At 52.7% G+C, this 18,175-nt stretch carries 15 protein-coding genes; 2 read left to right on the forward strand and 13 right to left on the reverse strand.

What is annotated here, in order from left to right; all coding sequences use genetic code 11:
- Nucleotides 1–146: 146 nt before the first annotated feature.
- The 12 genes from wecG to trxA all read right to left on the reverse strand — a co-directional run bounded on the left by wecG (nucleotide 147) and on the right by trxA (nucleotide 13,170).
- Nucleotides 147–887 carry a lipopolysaccharide N-acetylmannosaminouronosyltransferase gene (wecG, locus tag AB182_RS24195; protein ID WP_047372305.1) on the reverse strand — a complete coding sequence of 247 codons (741 nt, stop codon included), beginning with the start codon at nucleotides 885–887 and terminating at the stop codon, nucleotides 147–149.
- A 12-nt stretch (nucleotides 888–899) separates the two neighbouring features.
- Entirely contained in the window at nucleotides 900–2,240 is a 1,341-nt protein-coding gene (wzyE, locus tag AB182_RS24200) for an ECA oligosaccharide polymerase (RefSeq protein ID WP_047372306.1), read from the reverse strand.
- Nucleotides 2,240–3,316 (reverse strand): TDP-N-acetylfucosamine:lipid II N-acetylfucosaminyltransferase, encoded by a 1,077-nt coding sequence (locus AB182_RS24205; RefSeq protein ID WP_047372307.1) that lies wholly within the window; start codon nucleotides 3,314–3,316, stop codon nucleotides 2,240–2,242. Before AB182_RS24205 ends, wzyE begins: the two co-directional genes overlap by 1 nt.
- The gene (gene wzxE, locus AB182_RS24210; RefSeq protein WP_047372308.1) at nucleotides 3,313–4,563 is read right to left on the reverse strand and encodes a lipid III flippase WzxE; all 1,251 of its coding nucleotides are present in this window, start codon (nucleotides 4,561–4,563) and stop codon (nucleotides 3,313–3,315) included. The genes AB182_RS24205 and wzxE overlap by 4 nt, the downstream gene beginning before the upstream one ends.
- Before the next feature lies 1 nt (nucleotide 4,564).
- Nucleotides 4,565–5,695 (reverse strand): dTDP-4-amino-4,6-dideoxygalactose transaminase, encoded by a 1,131-nt coding sequence (gene rffA, locus AB182_RS24215; RefSeq protein ID WP_047372309.1) that lies wholly within the window; start codon nucleotides 5,693–5,695, stop codon nucleotides 4,565–4,567.
- A 4-nt stretch (nucleotides 5,696–5,699) separates the two neighbouring features.
- On the reverse strand, nucleotides 5,700–6,377 hold the full coding sequence (gene rffC / locus AB182_RS24220; RefSeq protein WP_047372310.1) for a dTDP-4-amino-4,6-dideoxy-D-galactose acyltransferase: 678 nt from the start codon (nucleotides 6,375–6,377) through the stop codon (nucleotides 5,700–5,702).
- Nucleotides 6,378–6,388: 11 nt separating this feature from the next.
- Nucleotides 6,389–7,651 carry a UDP-N-acetyl-D-mannosamine dehydrogenase gene (wecC, locus tag AB182_RS24225; protein ID WP_047372311.1) on the reverse strand — a complete coding sequence of 421 codons (1,263 nt, stop codon included), beginning with the start codon at nucleotides 7,649–7,651 and terminating at the stop codon, nucleotides 6,389–6,391.
- Nucleotides 7,648–8,778: a non-hydrolyzing UDP-N-acetylglucosamine 2-epimerase gene (gene wecB, locus AB182_RS24230; RefSeq protein ID WP_071845946.1), complete on the reverse strand. Its 1,131-nt coding sequence runs from the start codon at nucleotides 8,776–8,778 to the stop codon at nucleotides 7,648–7,650. The genes wecC and wecB overlap by 4 nt, the downstream gene beginning before the upstream one ends.
- Before the next feature lie 56 nt (nucleotides 8,779–8,834).
- Nucleotides 8,835–9,881: an ECA polysaccharide chain length modulation protein gene (gene wzzE, locus AB182_RS24235; RefSeq protein ID WP_047372313.1), complete on the reverse strand. Its 1,047-nt coding sequence runs from the start codon at nucleotides 9,879–9,881 to the stop codon at nucleotides 8,835–8,837.
- A gap of 13 nt (nucleotides 9,882–9,894) precedes the next feature.
- Nucleotides 9,895–10,998 (reverse strand): UDP-N-acetylglucosamine--undecaprenyl-phosphate N-acetylglucosaminephosphotransferase, encoded by a 1,104-nt coding sequence (gene wecA / locus AB182_RS24240; RefSeq protein WP_047372314.1) that lies wholly within the window; start codon nucleotides 10,996–10,998, stop codon nucleotides 9,895–9,897.
- 242 nt (nucleotides 10,999–11,240) lie between these two features.
- Nucleotides 11,241–12,500 (reverse strand): transcription termination factor Rho, encoded by a 1,260-nt coding sequence (gene rho, locus AB182_RS24245; RefSeq protein ID WP_023479599.1) that lies wholly within the window; start codon nucleotides 12,498–12,500, stop codon nucleotides 11,241–11,243.
- Between the two features lie 340 nt (nucleotides 12,501–12,840).
- Nucleotides 12,841–13,170 carry a thioredoxin TrxA gene (trxA, locus tag AB182_RS24250; protein WP_039077011.1) on the reverse strand — a complete coding sequence of 110 codons (330 nt, stop codon included), beginning with the start codon at nucleotides 13,168–13,170 and terminating at the stop codon, nucleotides 12,841–12,843.
- 144 nt (nucleotides 13,171–13,314) lie between these two features.
- Here trxA and rhlB point away from each other — a divergent pair, with 144 nt between their 5' ends.
- Together rhlB and gppA are read left to right on the forward strand one after the other, a co-directional pair.
- A complete protein-coding gene (rhlB, locus tag AB182_RS24255; RefSeq protein WP_047372315.1) occupies nucleotides 13,315–14,580 on the forward strand; it encodes an ATP-dependent RNA helicase RhlB in 1,266 nt (421 codons plus the stop codon).
- Nucleotides 14,581–14,584: 4 nt separating this feature from the next.
- Complete coding sequence (gppA, locus tag AB182_RS24260; protein WP_047372316.1) at nucleotides 14,585–16,069, forward strand: guanosine-5'-triphosphate,3'-diphosphate diphosphatase; 1,485 nt, start codon at nucleotides 14,585–14,587, stop codon at nucleotides 16,067–16,069.
- 40 nt (nucleotides 16,070–16,109) lie between these two features.
- Here gppA and rep read toward each other — a convergent pair whose 3' ends face one another.
- On the reverse strand, nucleotides 16,110–18,131 hold the full coding sequence (gene rep, locus AB182_RS24265) for a DNA helicase Rep (protein WP_047372317.1): 2,022 nt from the start codon (nucleotides 18,129–18,131) through the stop codon (nucleotides 16,110–16,112).
- Nucleotides 18,132–18,175 lie beyond the last annotated feature (44 nt).

An 18,175-nucleotide genomic window follows, 5' to 3' on the forward strand; every position in this document is an offset into this window, starting at 1 on the left:
CCGCGCAAAATATACCGGGATGATGCATTGAGTGAGCGAATGGTTTCTTAAAATGACGAAAATGGCAAATGATGTGTAAAAAAAATCTGGGTATCGCACAATAAAAAAGCGAATGCCCCGCATCAACGGGGCATGGCAGGAGAAAATTACAGGTTGCCGCGATAATGCCAGGACAAATAACGCAGCAGACGCAGCTGCCGGGTAACGCGGCTTGGCTGCGAAAGCAGGCGATAGAGCCACTCAAGCCCCAGCCGCTGCCAGATGCCTGGCGCCCGTTTTACATAACCGGTGAAAACATCATAGGTGCCCCCGACTCCCATATAGAGAGCATGCGCGTAGACTTCACGGCAGTCGCGCATCAATATCTCCTGGCGCGGTGAACCCATCGCAACGGTCACGATCTTCGCCCCGCTTGCGCGGATCCGCTCAAACAGCCCCTGTCGGTCTTCGGCACGGAAATAACCGTCCTGGCTGCCAACGATATTGACCTGCCACTGTTTACGCAGCTTATCTTCCGTTTGCTCCAGTACTTCTGGTTTTCCCCCCAACAAAAACACCGGCGTTCCTTCGCGCCCCGCTCTTTCCATCAGCGCTTCCCAGAGGTCGGCCCCCGCAACACGTTCAACGCGTGCCTGGGGAAATTTCTTGCGAATGGACCTCACCACGCTGATACCATCGGCATATTTGAATTCAGCCGCCTCAATCAGCGACCTCACCTGCGGGTTGTCCTCAATCGTGAGCATTTTCTCAGCATTGATGGCGACCAGGGTTCCTTCCTTAAGCGCGCCATCGGCATATAAATAGTCCAGTGCATGTTGCATATCACGCCAGCCAATCAGTTTCAGCCCACGCAGCTCATACACCGGAGCCACAGTGTTGTCAGTCATTCGTATCCTTAGTCAGACCCGCGACAAAGAGGTGCCGCGCTTGTTAATCAACCCGGCACTATCAAAAAGCCAGTACAACAGTTTCGCCATCAGCAGGCAGGCGCCAAAGATGACGAGGAAAAAAACCACTCGAGAAGCAAATGCATCCAGCCCTTCACGCGCCAGCACGATCATGTTGAAGATGGCACCAAAACAGAAACTGTGCAAAATGGCGGCCTTGTAGCGGTTGGTCTCCCGATTGCCAAGGGTATACAACCAGTCAAACCACTTGATAATCAGCCCAACCACGACCGCGCCCAGGGGAATAAACCAGACACCGCCCATCACCACCAGTGAGCCAATCAGGGTGGGGGAAATCGCCAGACCCGAATGGTTATTCAACACTTCCCACGTAAAATAGTTCGCCGAATTCAAAACAATACCCGGACGTGAAGGCCACAGCCAGGTGGGGATAAAGACATAAAAATCACGGACGATTGGGGCTAATCCCTGGAAATCGATCTTGTCGTAATTTTGTAGCAGCAACGACAGATTTTCCCAGGGCGAGAAGGTGTCGCGGGTGAGATACAAGAAGGTATAAAACGCCTCATCACCGCTCACATTGAGCCCGTAACGCTTAAGCGCCAGCCAGAACATGCCGACAATACCCATCACCCCTGCTGCTGCCAGCATCCACAGCGAAATCCAGCCGCGAATAATCCCGATAAATAAGAAGATCGCAAAAGCGATGATGATGTTAGCGCGCGTCCCGCCGACAATCATGTAGGTCAGCAGGCCAAACGCCACGGTACTGACCAGGAAAAACAGCCACGCCCGCCCATCCTGACGCAGAAAATAGACCACCAGCATGGCGGGAATAAAGAAATAGAAAAACCGCTTGAGCGCGACACCGGAGACTTCGCTGGAAAATATCTGGCTGTAAGAATGCAGGCGAAACAGTAAAAAACCGTTATGCATGAAAAAGATACCGACACTCACCAGCGCAATAATCATCAGCATCGCGCAGGTCAAATGCGTTTCTACCCGATTTACGGTAAACAGAGGGCGGCGCTCGTCCATGCGGGATGACGTACGCAACCGCGTTTTATACGTCACGTAGTAAACACCGTAGAAACAGGCTGCAGCCAGCAAGGACTGTAGCATAATACCAGGCGGCGCCACGCCAACATCGAAGCGAAACACCAGGATGCTGGTTAATGGAAAACCGAAGAAAAAGGTTAGCAAAAACAGCAATGAAAAGAAGACATTGAAATTAAAGCGCACGCGGCGAAACTCAAACCACGTCAGCGTGGCGATAAACAGCGTCGCCAGCAGCCAGATGATCAGCAACCCACTGAATTCTAGCGGAGTCATCATGCCTCCCCTGCGGCAATACGCAGCGCCTGATGCCAGGGTGTAATAAAATTCGGGCTAAAGAAGGTAATCGCGTCTTTATCCACCGCCAGCAACTGACGCTGTGCTTCACGAATGACCGCTTCGCTAAGCGTATCATCGGTAAACAGCACCGGAATGCCCTCTTCGACCATATCCCGCCAGAACGGATTCTTGCGATTGAGCACACAGGGCACACCCGCCTGAATCAACAGGCAAAGCGTACCAATACCCTGCTGGCGCGCGAAGATGAAATAGCCCAAATCGCACTGGCTAAGCAGCGTGAGGTAGTCATCGAACGCCATCTTCTCGCTCAGGATACGCAAATTATCCGGGCTAAACAGCGCCAGCCCGGCCTGACGAACCTGCTCAATATAGATCTCGTTATTGGCCGGATACCCCATGGGCACAATAATGTTTACCGTATCGCCAAACTGGCGATGAATCGCTTTTAAGGCGGCGATATGTTCATTGCTCGGATCGCCGGAATTCCCTACCAACAGCGTCAGCTTGCCCGCGCGCTGCATTTCATAACCCAGGGTGTTGAGTGCCGGGTCCATACGCGTCGGGAAATACAGTAACTCACCGCGCACATCAGGGTGTCGGTCTGCAAACCAGGCCAGATCGCCACGGGTCGCGAAGATAGTGCCAACCCTTCCCTGCGCCAGACGCCGCAACGGGTAAAACAGGCGGAATTTCAGGCTACGAGATACCTCGTACAGATCGGCACCCCACGCGTGCCAGTGAAATTGCTGGCGCTTAATCGCCCCGCGCAACAGTGCCAGCCAGATACCGGTGTTGAATTGACCATGGAAAAAGAAACGTTGCTGCCTGTTGCCCTGCGCTTTGGCAATAACAGCTTTCGCCAGCGCCGACTTACTGCCATAAAAATGCAGATGCAGGTTCGGGTAAGCGTCACTCATGCCGTCATCCTGCCCGGCGAGCATAAATTCACGGGCATGAATGCCCGTTGCCGCGAGATGTTCATCAAAGAAACGCAGCACGGTGTGATTATGATGAGGGATATCCGATCCCAGTACGTGTATGAGTGCCGTCATGCCCGTCTACGCCAGAGTAAAAACACGCCACAACAGAGGGCGAAATAAATAATGTAGGTTGCCAGATAGGCCTGTGCCGCGCCTGCCGCACCGTGGGTCGGAATCAAGAGACGGGAAAAAAGCGTCAGCAAGGTAAACTGGCTCACCTCCGCCAGGATATAAAACCGTAGCGAGGCTTTCGCGATAACCAGATAACCAAAAACGTAAGCGCCCACTTTCAATACGTCCCCCACCAGTTGCCAGGCAAACAGGTCACGCATCGCCGTAAATTTGTCAGAAAACAGCAGCCAGATCGCCACGTCGCGCAGCAACCAGACACAGAAACTCACGGCTGCCACCGCTGGCAATACGAAGCGCAGCGATTTCACGATCTCGCGGGTGATCTCCTGTTTTGTAGCGAGCCTCGAAAGAGTAGGAAGCAGATAGACGCTAAACGAGGCGGTAATAAATTGTAGATAAGCATCGGAGATACTGCTTACTCCTTGCCAGATTCCCACATCATCCCAGCTATAATGTGCAGCCAGCAGATTTCGCATCATCACATAGGCCAGCGGGATCGTGACCGAGGTGATAAGCGCCATCAGGGTGAATTTGCTGAGTTGTCCGGCCAGTCCGTTATCCCAGCGCGGGCGAAAATAGCTTAACGGGAGGTGACTGCGGCGTGCCAGCAACAGCATCGCCGGGAACACCACCAGCGCAGGTACCAGCGCCATACCGAGCAACGCCCCCTGATAATCACCCAACTTATAGCAAAAATACCAGGCGGCCACCCCCACCACGCTGCCAATAATCAGTGACAGCGCGTTACCCGCCGCATCGCGAAAACCTTTCATCACCGCCAGCAGCAGGTTCGCCCAGGCAATTCCCATTTGCACCAGCGCCACCAGCCGCACCAGCCCCTGATAATCGGCATGGCCGAACAAACCGCGACTGATAGGGGCCGCCGCCAGTAAAAAGATCAGCGCCAGCAGAATTGAAAAGCCCAGCACCATGGCTGAAGACGTGCCGACTACCTCACGCAACCGCGAGGGGTCGTCATGGTGTTGGGAGACAAATTTCGTCACGCCATTAAAGATACCGGCGCCTGCAAGCACGCCCAGCACAATGATTAATTGGCGAAAATTACCCGCCTGCCCAACCCCGGAAGGACCATAGGCCAGCGCCAGCAGTTTAACCACCAGTAACCCGGCGCCAATCTTGACGAGAGTACTTGCCGCCGTCCAGACAGAAGCTTTTGCCAGCGACATGTTAGCGGAAGTAGCTCAGTAACGTGTTAATCACGGTACGCTGGTTAACAGGGGCAAGGTTGTAGAACAGAGGCAGACGAAGCAAGCGCTCACTTTCCTGCGTCGTATAACGATCCTCGCCATGGAACTCACCAAATTTCGCCCCGGCAGGTGATGCATGCAGCGGAATATAATGGAATACGGAGAGGATCTCGGCCTCTTTGAGGAAGGCGATGAGTTTGCTGCGATCCTCTTCATCACGCAGTTTGATATAAAACATATGGGCGTTATGGCCGCACTCTTCGGGAATCGACGGCAGCGTAATGCGCCCGGCGCGTGCCAGCGGCGATAATGCGTCGAAATAGGTTTGCCACAGGGACAAACGTTGCTGATTGATACGATCTGCCGCTTCGAGCTGCGCCCATAAATAAGCCGCCTGCAAATCCGCCATCAGATAGCTTGAGCCAATATCGCGCCAGGTGTATTTATCCACCTGCCCACGGAAGAACTGACTGCGGTTAGTCCCTTTTTCGCGGATGATTTCCGCACGTTCAACCAGCGCGCGATCGTTAATCAGCGTCGCGCCGCCCTCACCACCCGCAGTATAGTTTTTGGTTTCATGGAAGCTAAAGCAGCCAATATGTCCGATAGTACCCAACGCCCGACCTTTATAGGTGGACATCACACCCTGCGCGGCATCTTCCACCACAAACAGATCATGCCGTTTGGCAATCGCCATAATGGTGTCCATTTCACAGGCCACGCCGGCATAGTGAACCGGCACAATGGCGCGGGTATTTTCGGTGATGGCCTCTTCAATACGGGTTTCGTCGATATTCAGCGTATCTGGTCGGATATCCACAAAGACGATTTTCGCGCCACGCAGTACGAAAGCATTAGCCGTAGAAACAAAGGTGTAGCTTGGCATGATCACTTCATCGCCAGGCTGAATATCCAGCAGTAGCGCCGCCATCTCCAGCGATGCCGTACAGGAGGGGGTCAGTAGCACTTTCGGGCTATGGAAACGCTGCTCCATCCACTGCTGGCAGCGACGGGTAAAACCACCATCACCGCACAGTTTGCCGCTGCCCATCGCCGACTGCATGTAGTCGAGTTCCGTTCCCACCACAGGAGGTGCATTAAAAGGGATCATAGAGTCACCTGTATAGCCAGTAGGCGGTGCTTTCCATTATCGCACCGCTGCGAGTGTAGCGTCTGATTGCCGCAAGGTTGCCCATCTGAGTCGCTACACGAATTGTCTTAAGCTGCCGCTGCTGAGCCCAATAACAGGCCGCCTGCATCAGTTTTTCGCCCGCGCCGCGTCCGCCCAGCAAACCAATCCGGGCCTCCTGTGCATCGAGTTGACGCATCGAGACAAAAGCCTCGATATCGCCATTTTCTCCGCGAAACAGCAGGCATTCATGGTCAAATACGCCTTTCACCGCGTTTTCAATCCACTGCGCATAAAAACGCCCGCTGGCATCTTCGGGATACCAGGGCGCGCGGAATCGGCTCTGGCTGAACATCATCGCCGCCATCTGGCGCAACGCCGCAATATCGCCTGTTACTGCCGTCTCTGCCTGCGGATCGACATTCTGTACCGGAACCGATAATGCAAAATCCGCTTCGCCTTCGACCAGACGAAAGCCAAAATGTTGCAGAGCATCAAGCTGTTGCGTATTAGATGCGGAAATTTTCGCCTGTAGGCGCGGCCAACTGTCGAAAGCAGAAGCATCAAGCGCCGGGCCATCGTCCCGCAAACGCACGATGGCGCTGCGCAGGCCAAAGAATTCACTTTCCCACGCCAGTTCGTCGATGGTGCCGTGTAGCGTCATGGGAAGTGACCTCAGCGCCATACGCCTTTGGTATCAATAACGTATTGCTGGCGCACATTGTCGCCCGCGATAGCTTTGAACTCGTTGTGATCGACCAGCATGACCAGCACATCAGCCTGCGCCATTGCGTCCTCAAGGCTGACCAGCTTACTTTGCCCTGCCAGACGCGCAGGCAATTGATGAATATTCGGCTCTACGACCAGCGTTTCACCGCTATGCCACTCGGCAATACTGTGGGCAATTTCCATCGCCGGGCTTTCACGCAGGTCGTCAATATTGGGTTTAAATGCCAGACCGAAACAGGCAATTTTAACCTCGCTGGCACGCTTATCATTTGCGGCCAGGCAATCGGCGACGGTGGCTTTAACCTGGTTCAGTACCCAATGCGGTTTACTGTCGTTCACTTCGCGCGCGGTACGAATCAAGCGGGCCTGCTGGGGGTTTTGTGCCACAATAAACCACGGATCGACGGCAATACAGTGACCGCCTACGCCGGGGCCTGGCTGCAGAATATTCACACGCGGGTGGCGATTTGCCAGGCGAATCAGTTCCCAGACATTGATGCCCTGGTCAGCGCAAATGAGCGATAATTCATTGGCAAACGCGATGTTGACGTCGCGAAAGCTATTCTCCGTCAGTTTGCACATTTCAGCGGTTCGGGAGTTTGTCACCACACACTCGCCTTCGAGAAAAATGTTATACAGCTCGCTGGCGCGTGCCGAGCATACGGGCGTCATACCGCCAATGACCCGGTCATTCTTGATAAGCTCAACCATGACCTGGCCTGGCAAAACGCGCTCCGGGCAATAGGCAATATTAATATCTGCCTGTTCTCCCGCCTGCTGCGGGAAAGTCAAGTCCGGGCGAGCCGCGGCCAGCCAGTCTGCCATTTGCTCCGTCGCCCCCACGGGCGATGTCGATTCAAGGATAACCAGCGATCCTTTTTTCAGCACAGGCGCAATGGATTTTGCCGCCGCTTCGACAAAGGTCATATCCGGCTCATGTTCGCCTTTAAAAGGGGTCGGAACGGCAATCAAATAGGCATCCGCGGCCACAGGTGTCGTGCTGGCGCGCAGCCAGCCGCCCTCGACAGCGGTCTTGACGACCTTGTCCAGTTCAGGCTCAACAATATGAATCTTCCCGCGATTAATGGTCTCCACGGCATGGGGATTGATATCAATCCCTACCACCTCTTTTTGCCGTGAGGCGAAAGCCGCCGCAGTTGGCAGTCCAATATAGCCAAGGCCAATGACGGAAATCGTTTCGAAACTCATAGTGTTACCCGATAGTTTTTTAGTGCATGCAAAATTCGACCACAGGCCTGCCCGTCTCCGTACGGATTGTGCGCGCGGCTCATGGCCTGCCAGGCATCATTGTCATAAAGCAGGCGTGATACTTCCTCAACGATACGCAGGCTGTCTGTTCCAATTAACCTGACGGTTCCGGCTTCAATGGCTTCCGGGCGTTCGGTGGTGTCACGCATCACCAGAACGGGCTTACCCAGTGAAGGGGCTTCTTCCTGAATACCACCGGAGTCAGTGAGAATCAGCCAGGCGCGATTCATTAACCACAGGAAAGGTAAATAGTCTTGCGGCTCTATCAGCGTGACATTTTCCACATGACCGAGGATACGGTTCACAGGTTCGCTGACATTAGGATTAAGGTGTACCGGATAAACAATCTGCACATCGTCATGCCCGGAAGCGATTTCCGCCAGCGCATGGCAAATATGTTCAAAGCCGAGACCGAAGCTCTCACGGCGGTGCCCGGTAACCAGAATCAGTTTTTTATTGCTGTCGAGGAAGGGATAACGTGACGCCAGTTCTTCTTCAAGTGAAGGGTTGTTAAGCACGGTATCACGCACCCAAAACAGCGCATCAATAACGGTATTGCCGGTAACAAAAATATGTTTATCCGCGACGTTTTCCCGCAGCAAATTATGGCGGGAGTTTTCCGTCGGCGCGAAATGGTACAGCGCCAGATGACCGGTTAACGTGCGATTAGCCTCTTCCGGCCATGGCGATGACAGATCTCCCGTGCGCAATCCTGCCTCTACATGCCCGACAGGAATGCGTTGGTAAAACGCAGCCAGACTTGCAGCGATAGTGGTCGTCGTGTCGCCGTGAACCAGTACGACATCAGGACGGAAAGACTCCAGGATAGGTTTAAGTCCTTCCAGAATACGACAGGTAATTTCTGTCAGTCCTTGCCCGGGCTGCATAATATTCAGGTCGTAATCCGGAACAATAGAAAAAAGATTCAATACCTGATCGAGCATTTCCCGATGCTGCGCAGTGACGCATACCTTCGCGTCGAAATCAGGATCCCTTGCCAGCGCGTGTACCAGAGGCGCCATCTTGATGGCTTCTGGTCGTGTGCCAAATACGGTCAGTACTTTCACAACGATTCTCTTCGATTAGGTAATGAAGGCACGAAGCCTTCATCTTAGGCTGCGTGTCAAAATGATCGACGACGCGTTAATGCAACACCAGCTCCGATGAGTGCCCCCACCACGCCCCACATGATCATCAGGAAGGCACGACGCGGGCTGTCGCGTTTTACCGGTTCTTCAGGTGTGCGCAAATATCGATAAGTCTGAAAGCGGGGATCAAGAGTCGGGCCCACATTCAGCGTATTAAGCATGGCTCGGTTTTGGAAGTAGTCCAGATCGTACTCAGGCCCTACCGCACGCAAATTTTCAAGGCGCGCCTGCAACATCGGGCGGCCTAACAAAAACATTTCCGAATCCGGCAGCTCATCCGCCGGCACTTCTGTTTCACTGCGGGAGATATTGTGTTCTTCTGCCACCTTCAGCGCCTGCTCGACATTGCTCACGCGGCGAGTGAAAAGGGTATTGGCCACCTCTTCCTGCCGTTTCACCTGCGCTTTCATTTGAATAGTACGAGCCGCCCACGCACCTTTAAGCTCATCATTCAGATGGCGCGCAGCGCGCTGGCTGGCAAACGCCACATACTGACGCAATAAATTGTTAGCATCAGGCGCAGTTTCAGCCGTCAGTTTGACATTGTCGTTAAGATTGCGCGTAACATCCCCCGGCGTGTACTGGATGTAATTGATTAAATCATCCAGCATGGCGGCATCCGCTTTGCTGTTACCGACTTTCCGCTGCTTGAAATAGTCCGTCTGCATCCAGAAGTCACGCCGTGTATCCCATGACGCCAGTTGCATCACAAACTCTTTATACGCTTCATCCATGACAGAAATCTGGTCTACAGGTGCGAGATTCGCCTTAACGTCCAGGTTACGCAGAAATTGTTGCTGTGAATAAAACCCACCCAACATATTTACCGTGGGCCGATCGGTGATGGCGGTTGCTCCCCACTCCTGACGAGCAAAGAAGGTCCACGTTAAGGCGATTAACGCAAACAGTAGCGCAATCCCGCAAATCCATAATTTTCCGGCCCATAAAGTACGAAACAGACCACGAATATCCAGCTCGTTTTCCGTACCCGCTGTAGGTGTTCCCGACAATGGTTGAGTCATCGCTTTCCCAGATTTACTTGGTTAAGGTTGGTTTGTGACCGCTGTTACGGCGCATTCTGCGCTTCACACGCTTTATCAACCGCGCCACTTTCCATGCGCGCTTGATGCAGTAGCCATATAAGAAAAAGGATAGCAAAAATAATGCCAACATCACCCATTCAGGAATGAAGTGAAGGTACTCGGTTAACACACCCACTGACGCCAGTAGCGCCGCCGCCAGCGTGATCAACACAAAGGCCTGCCGCGAGGTAAATCCGGCACGCATAATAAGGTGGTGAATATGCTGGCGGTCCGCTGAGAACGGGCTCATTCCTTTGCGCAAGCGACGATACATGATCGCCACCATATCCATTAATGGGATTGCGATAATCCACAATGCGGTAACCGGGCTAATAGGATGGGTCTTACCCTGCGTAGTCTCGAGCAAAATCCAGATAAGGGTGAAACCGATAAAGGTACTGCCGGCATCACCCATAAAGACTTTATAGCGACGTCCCAGTACCCCGAGGTTTAACATAATGTACGGCAGGATCGCGGCAATCATGGCAAAACACCACATCGCCAGACTGATTTGACCATCAAACCATAAGATGATGCCGATGGCGGCAAAGGAGACGCAGGACAACCCCCCCAGCAACCCATCAATACCATCAACCATGTTGAAAGCGTTGATGGCAGCCCAGACGGCAAAGAGCGTCAGCAGATAGCCAAACGGCCCCAGCACCATTTCCCAGGTACCAAAGATGTAGCCCAGACTACTGAGATAAAGTTTGCCGACCGACATCATAACGATCGCGACAAGTGCCTGAATCATTGCGCGAATTTTGACACTGATGTCGTAGCGGTCATCAAGCGCGCCCACGAACACCAGAATCCCGGCGCAGAACAGATACAACACCGCATGGGGAATGTAGTAATCAGCAATACCGAAGGTGAAGCAGATACCTGCGAACACTGAGATACCCCCAACCAGCGGAATCAAACCCTGATGCCGTTTACGGAAGTTGGGCTTATCCACCAGACCGACGCGCTTCGCCATTTTTCGGGCAAAGAATAAAAATGCGGTCGTGAATAAGAAAATACTGAATAATTCAGTAAACGCAGTGAGTAAATTCACAATGCATGCTCTCAGCGAATGTTAATCCTGGCAGTATAACGACGATGCCTCGCTCCAAAAAGAAGAAAGCAGGTCATTCACAGGCGTTTTAGTATGTTTCTTAAGCAAGCAGAATATTGATTGCTTAGGTATTTGTGTTGAGCTGGCCTGTAGCGGACGGTGCCTGTCCCAATGCATATAGCGTATAGTCCATAAATGAAAAACGCCACGTAAAAACGTGGCGTTTCCTGGCTTTATTTCTATTAAGAGCGCTTCATCATGTCGAAGAATTCATCATTCGTCTTCGTCATTGCCAGTTTATTAATGAGGAACTCCATTGCGTCGATTTCACCCATCGGATGGATGATTTTACGCAGGATCCACATTTTCTGTAGCTCTTCTTGCGTGGTAAGCAGCTCTTCCTTACGGGTACCGGAACGGTTGTAATCGATAGCCGGGAAGACGCGTTTTTCAGCGATCTTACGGGAGAGATGCAGCTCCATGTTACCGGTGCCTTTAAACTCTTCGTAGATAACTTCGTCCATTTTGGAACCGGTATCGATAAGCGCCGTTGCGATAATAGTCAGGCTACCGCCCTCTTCCACGTTACGCGCAGCACCGAAGAAACGCTTCGGACGATGCAGGGCGTTGGCATCCACACCACCGGTCAATACTTTACCGGAAGCGGGAACCACGGTGTTGTAGGCACGCGCCAGACGGGTGATGGAGTCAAGCAGAATGATAACGTCTTTCTTGTGCTCAACCAGGCGTTTCGCCTTCTCAATCACCATTTCCGCAACCTGAACGTGACGAGATGCCGGTTCGTCAAAAGTGGAAGCGACAACTTCACCTTTCACCAGACGCTGCATCTCGGTCACTTCTTCCGGACGTTCGTCGATGAGCAGAACCATCAGTACGCAATCCGGGTGGTTGTAGGCAATGCTCTGGGCAATATTCTGCAGCAGCATCGTTTTACCGGCTTTCGGCGGTGCAACAATCAGACCGCGCTGGCCGCGACCAATTGGCGAAGCCAGGTCCAGGACACGTGCCGTTAAATCTTCGGTAGAACCGTTACCCCGTTCCATGCGCAGGCGAGAGTTCGCGTGCAGCGGCGTTAAGTTCTCGAACAGAATCTTATTACGCGCGTTCTCCGGCTTGTCGTAGTTAACCTCGTTAACTTTCAACAATGCAAAGTAACGTTCACCCTCTTTTGGAGGACGAATCTTACCAGAAATGGTGTCACCAGTGCGGAGGTTGAAACGACGGATTTGGCTGGGGGATACGTAGATGTCATCAGGACCGGCGAGGTAGGAGCTGTCTGCGGAGCGGAGGAAACCAAATCCATCCTGCAGAATCTCCAGCACACCGTCGCCAAAGATATCTTCGCCACTCTTTGCGTGCTGCTTCAGGATGGCAAAAATAATGTCCTGTTTGCGCATACGGGCCAGGTTTTCCAGCCCCATATTTTCGCCGAGAGTGATCAGCTCAGAAACCGGCGTATTCTTTAATTCGGTAAGATTCATAGTGGTGTGGGTTCTTAAACTCGGGGTAAAACTCGAACTTAATGTTGTGAATGGTATGGCAGGGTCATCCATGCCTGTTAACGGCCATCACTTATGTCCAATCGCTGCCTGGTCAAAGGTAAATACGCAGAACTGAAACGACAAGACGGAAAAGTGACAAGCCCGGAATCTATCCGCTTCTCTCGTAAGGCTAAGCTCAACGGGAAGCGTCGGGTAACACAAGATTCAAACTACAAGGTATGTTTACAACGAAGTCAAAACTAAATTAGCACGACTGAAGCCGGGCGTCCAGCGATCCACATAATTTAGGAGGCTGGCGCACCGGCTGAGATTCGAGGAGTTACGCCAGATTAGCGTCCAGGAACTCTTTCAGTTGCCCTTTGGACAGCGCACCCACTTTGGTCGCAGCCACTTCGCCGTTTTTGAACAGCAGCAGGGTCGGAATACCACGGATACCGTACTTCGGCGCAGTACCTGGATTCTGGTCGATATTCAGCTTCGCGACGGTCAGTTTACCTTCGTATTCGCTAGCGACTTCATCCAGGATCGGGGCGATCATTTTGCACGGACCGCACCACTCTGCCCAGAAATCGACGAGAACCAGCCCGTCCGCTTTGAGTACATCCGTGTCAAAACTATCGTCAGTCAGGTGAATAATTTTATCGCTCATATATAACTCCACAGGAATAAGCCTGGTGTGTTGGTGTAGCATAAAACAACAACGTGTTGATGCCACATTAACCAACTAAAGGTTGACTTTATTTCACCGGATACGCTTTCGTAAAGCAATAGTAAGCTGATATTCTACCACACTATGAGCAAAACACATTTAACTGAACAGAAGTTTTCCGACTTCGCCCTGCACCCTAAGGTGATTGAAGCCCTTGAAACTAAAGGGTTTCATAATTGTACGCCCATACAGGCACTGGCTCTCCCGCTGACGCTGGAAGGTCGTGATGTTGCAGGGCAGGCGCAAACCGGTACTGGCAAAACGATGGCGTTTTTAACGTCAACGTTTCATTATCTTCTTTCTCATCCGGCGATTGATGATCGCAAGGTGAATCAGCCGCGCGCGCTTATCATGGCGCCAACCCGTGAATTGGCTGTACAAATCCATGCTGATGCTGAACCGCTGGCGCAATCCACCGGTATGAAGCTGGGCCTGGCCTATGGCGGCGACGGTTACGACAAGCAGTTAAAAGTGCTTGAAAGCGGCGTCGATATCCTTATCGGCACCACCGGTCGCCTTATCGATTATGCAAAACAGAACCATATTAACCTGGGCGCGATTCAGGTCGTGGTTCTCGATGAAGCCGATCGCATGTACGATCTGGGCTTTATCAAAGATATCCGCTGGTTGTTCCGCCGCATGCCGCCGGCAACTGCGCGTCTGAATATGCTTTTCTCCGCAACGCTCTCTTACCGTGTACGTGAACTGGCTTTCGAGCAGATGAACAACGCCGAGTACGTTGAAGTGGAACCAGAGCAGAAAACAGGCCACCGTATTAAAGAGGAGCTCTTCTACCCTTCTAATGAAGAGAAGATGCGTCTGCTACAAACCTTAATCGAAGAAGAGTGGCCGGATCGCGCTATCGTCTTTGCCAACACCAAACACCGTTGTGAAGATATCTGGGGCAGCCTTGCCGCAGACGGTCATCGTGTTGGTTTGCTGACGGGCGATGTCGCACAGAAAAAGCGCCTGCGTATTCTTGATGAATTCACTCGCGGCGATCTGGATATTCTGGTCGCGACTGACGTTGCGGCGCGCGGTCTGCATATCCCTGCGGTGACGCACGTATTTAACTACGATCTGCCGGACGACTGTGAAGACTACGTCCACCGAATTGGCCGTACCGGCCGTGCTGGTGCCAGCGGTCACTCTATCAGCCTGGCGTGTGAAGAATACGCACTGAACCTGCCGGCGATTGAAACCTACATTGGGCACTCTATTCCGGTGAGCAAGTACAATCCGGATGCCCTGTTAAGTGATCTGCCACCCGCGAAACGCCTGACGCGTACACGCTCCGGCAATGGTCCGCGCCGCAGCGGTGCGCCACGTAATCGTCGTCGTTCAGGTTAAAGATATGCTCGCTTCCGCCTCGCTCTATGCGGCTATTGATTTAGGCTCAAACAGTTTTCATATGCTGGTTGTGCGCGAGGTGGCTGGAAGCATCCAGACGCTTACCCGCATCAAACGTAAGGTTCGCCTGGCTGCGGGCCTGAGTCAGGAAAACGTGCTTTCACAGGAAGCAATGGAGCGCGGCTGGCAGTGTCTGCGCCTTTTTTCAGAACGGCTTCAGGATATTCCTCCGGCGCAAATTCGTGTCGTCGCCACAGCGACGCTTCGTCTGGCAGTCAATGCCGGTGAATTCATCAGCAGAGCGCAGGAGATCCTCGGCTGCCCGGTGCAGGTCATCAGCGGAGAAGAAGAAGCACGTCTTATTTATCAGGGCGTTGCGCATACAACAGGCGGCTCCGATCAGCGACTCGTGGTCGATATTGGCGGCGCCAGCACAGAGCTTGTTACCGGAACAGGTGCCCAGGCTACATCACTATTCAGCCTGTCCATGGGTTGCGTAACCTGGCTTGAACGGTTTTTCACCGATCGGAATCTTGGCCAGGAAAATTTCGACGCTGCGGAAAAAGCCGCGCGCGATGTTTTACGCCCGGTTGCCGATGCGCTTCGTCATCACGGCTGGCAGGTCTGCGTCGGCGCTTCTGGTACCGTACAGGCATTGCAGGAAATCATGATGGCGCAGGGGATGGATGAACGTATCACCCTCCCCAAACTCCAGCAGTTAAAACAGCGCGCCATCCAGTGCGGACGCCTTGAAGAACTGGAAATCGAAGGCCTCACGCTGGAACGAGCCCTGGTTTTTCCAAGTGGACTGGCTATTCTCATCGCTATTTTCACCGAGATGAATATCCAGAGTATGACACTGGCCGGCGGCGCGCTGCGTGAAGGACTGGTCTATGGCATGCTGCATCTGACTGTTGATCAAGATATCCGCCGCCGCACGCTGCGTAATATCCAGCGCCGTTTTATCATCGACACCGACCAGGCGAAACGGGTTTCTACCCTGGCGACACAGTTTGCCAGCGCGGTCGCTAATGAGTGGGATTTAGATGCCTACAGCATCGAAATTCTGCAAGTTGCCAGTGAATTGCATGAAATTGGTCTAAGCATTGAGTTCAAGCAGGCACCGCTGCACGCGGCCTGGCTGGTACGCAATCTGGACTTACCTGGGTTTACGCCAGCGCAGAAAAAGCTGCTCGCAACGCTGTTATTAAACCAGACGAACCCGGTCGATCTCTCTTCTTTGCATCAACAAAATGCTGTTCCGCCGCGCGTTGCGGAACATCTCTGTCGCTTACTGCGCCTGGCGATTATTTTTGCCAGCCGCCGCCGCGACGATCTCCTGCCTAAGATCGATATTTCTGCCAACGGGGAGGCATTGACCCTGGCATTACCGCACGGCTGGCTGGAAAGTCATCCGTTAGGCGCAGAAGTTATCGAGCAGGAAAGTCAGTGGCAAAGTTACGTTCACTGGCCGCTTGAGTTGAAATAAACCGTTTCTGCCTCTCACAGACGGGAGAGAGGCAGGGATTTCATTTCTCTTTCGCTTTAGCCATCATCGCCCGTATATTGGCGATACTGGCCTGTCCCTTTTGCATCCTTTCTTCTGCAGTAATGACCTTACGTTCTTGCTCCCAGATCACATCATCTTGCGGCAATTCGAGCAAAAATCGGCTCGGTTCAGGACGCACCAGTTCCCCATACTGACGGCGTTCTTTGCATAAGGTGAAGATAAGTTCTTTCTGCGCGCGGGTAATGCCCACGTAGGCAAGGCGGCGCTCTTCATCAATGTTATCTTCGTCAATACTGCTCTGATGCGGCAGGAAGCCCTCTTCCATCCCCACCATAAAGACATACGGAAACTCCAGCCCTTTTGAGGCGTGTAGCGTCATCAGTTGCACTTGATCCAACTCTTCATCACTTTCACCGCGCTCCATCATGTCACGTAGAGTAAAGCGGGTAACAACCTGATCCAGCGTCATCGCCTCGTTAAGTTCATCCCCTTCCAGCATTTCTGTCATCCAGGTAAAGAGCGTGTTGACGTTTTTCATCCGCATTTCAGCCGCTTTTGGACTGGGGGAGGTCTCAAACAGCCAGGATTCATAGTCGATACCATGAATCAAATCGCGCACGGCAGCGATCGGCTCCCGCTCTGCCAGACGCTGGATCTCACCAAGCCAGTGGGTAAAGCGGGTCAGTGATTCATAGCCGCGCCCGGTCAGGGTCTGTGTGAGTCCCATATCAAAGCTGGCGGCAAACAAGCTTTTGTTGCGTGTTGTCGCCCATTCCCCCAGCTTTTGTAATGTTGCAGGGCCAATTTCGCGCTTCGGCGTATTCACGATACGCAGGAATGCGCTGTCATCATCCTGATTAGTGAGTATGCGTAAGTAAGCCAGCAGATCCTTGATCTCGGGGCGTGAGAAAAAGGATGTGCCCCCCGAAATACGATACGGAATACGGTTTTGCATCAGGAATTTTTCGAACACACGCGACTGGTGGTTGCCGCGATAGAGGATGGCGTAATCCTTATATTCGGTCTTGTTGATAAAGTGATGAGCAATCAATTCACCGGTTACACGCTCTGCTTCATGTTCCTCATTATTCGCCGTCAGAACCTTAAGCTCAGCACCGTATCCCAGTTCAGAAAAAAGGCGTTTTTCAAACACATGAGGATTATTCGCAATCAGGATGTTCGCGGCTTTCAGAATGCGTCCCGATGAGCGGTAATTTTGCTCGAGCTTTATCACCCGCAGTGCCGGAAAATCTTCGTTCAGCAGCACAAGGTTTTGGGGACGCGCGCCGCGCCAGGAATAGATGGACTGGTCATCATCCCCCACAACGGTAAAGCGCGCTCGCTGCCCTACCAGCAGCCTGACCAGCTCATATTGGCTGGTGTTGGTGTCCTGATACTCATCCACCAGCAGGTAGCGGATTTTATTCTGCCAGCGCTCGCGCACCTCTTCATTACGCTGTAGCAGGAGTGTTGGTAACAGAATCAGATCATCGAAGTCGAGAACATTGCACGCTTTCAGATGTGCATCGTAAAGACCGTAGCAGTGGGCAAAAATACGATCCCGTTCGCCTGTCGCTTTTGCCGCTGCCTGGGAGGGTGTCAGCAGATCATTTTTCCAGTTTGAGATCGTCGAGATCAGCTGTTGCAGCACCACTTTGTCATCGTCGATCAACCCTTCGGTCAGCTCTTTGAGCAGCGCCACTTGATCGGTATCGTCAAAGAGGGAGAAATTGGATTTCATCCCCAGCGCGGCAAACTCCCGCTTAATAATATCCAGGCCCAACGTGTGAAATGTTGAAATCATCAGCCCGCGCGCTTCTTTACGCCCGAGCGTCTGCGCCACGCGTTCTTTCATTTCGCGCGCGGCTTTGTTCGTGAAGGTAACCGCCGCAATATGCCGAGCCTGATAGCCGCACTCTCGAATTAAATGGGCAATTTTATTGGTGATCACACGGGTTTTACCCGAGCCAGCTCCCGCCAGCACCAGGCAGGGTCCGGTAACAAATTCGACAGCTTGTTGTTGGCCAGGATTTAAACGCATGGAGGTATTGCTCAATCTTCGAACGGGGGAAGGATTGTAGCAGA

The sequence above is a fragment of the Phytobacter ursingii genome, from assembly GCF_001022135.1.
GTDB lineage: Bacteria > Pseudomonadota > Gammaproteobacteria > Enterobacterales > Enterobacteriaceae > Phytobacter > Phytobacter ursingii.

Excerpts from the sequence above, each read along its gene's own strand:
- wecG (WP_047372305.1), bottom strand. The coding sequence starts at position 887 with ATGACTGACAACACTGTGGCTCCGGTGTATGAGCTGCGTGGGCTGAAA.
- wzyE (WP_047372306.1), bottom strand. The coding sequence starts at position 2,240 with ATGACTCCGCTAGAATTCAGTGGGTTGCTGATCATCTGGCTGCTGGCG.
- AB182_RS24205 (WP_047372307.1), bottom strand. The coding sequence starts at position 3,316 with ATGACGGCACTCATACACGTACTGGGATCGGATATCCCTCATCATAAT.
- wzxE (WP_047372308.1), bottom strand. The coding sequence starts at position 4,563 with ATGTCGCTGGCAAAAGCTTCTGTCTGGACGGCGGCAAGTACTCTCGTC.
- rffA (WP_047372309.1), bottom strand. The coding sequence starts at position 5,695 with ATGATCCCTTTTAATGCACCTCCTGTGGTGGGAACGGAACTCGACTAC.
- rffC (WP_047372310.1), bottom strand. The coding sequence starts at position 6,377 with ATGACGCTACACGGCACCATCGACGAACTGGCGTGGGAAAGTGAATTC.
- wecC (WP_047372311.1), bottom strand. The coding sequence starts at position 7,651 with ATGAGTTTCGAAACGATTTCCGTCATTGGCCTTGGCTATATTGGACTG.
- wzzE (WP_047372313.1), bottom strand. The coding sequence starts at position 9,881 with ATGACTCAACCATTGTCGGGAACACCTACAGCGGGTACGGAAAACGAG.
- rho (WP_023479599.1), bottom strand. The coding sequence starts at position 12,500 with ATGAATCTTACCGAATTAAAGAATACGCCGGTTTCTGAGCTGATCACT.
- trxA (WP_039077011.1), bottom strand. The coding sequence starts at position 13,170 with ATGAGCGATAAAATTATTCACCTGACTGACGATAGTTTTGACACGGAT.
- rhlB (WP_047372315.1), top strand. The coding sequence starts at position 13,315 with ATGAGCAAAACACATTTAACTGAACAGAAGTTTTCCGACTTCGCCCTG.
- gppA (WP_047372316.1), top strand. The coding sequence starts at position 14,585 with ATGCTCGCTTCCGCCTCGCTCTATGCGGCTATTGATTTAGGCTCAAAC.
- rep (WP_047372317.1), bottom strand. The coding sequence starts at position 18,131 with ATGCGTTTAAATCCTGGCCAACAACAAGCTGTCGAATTTGTTACCGGA.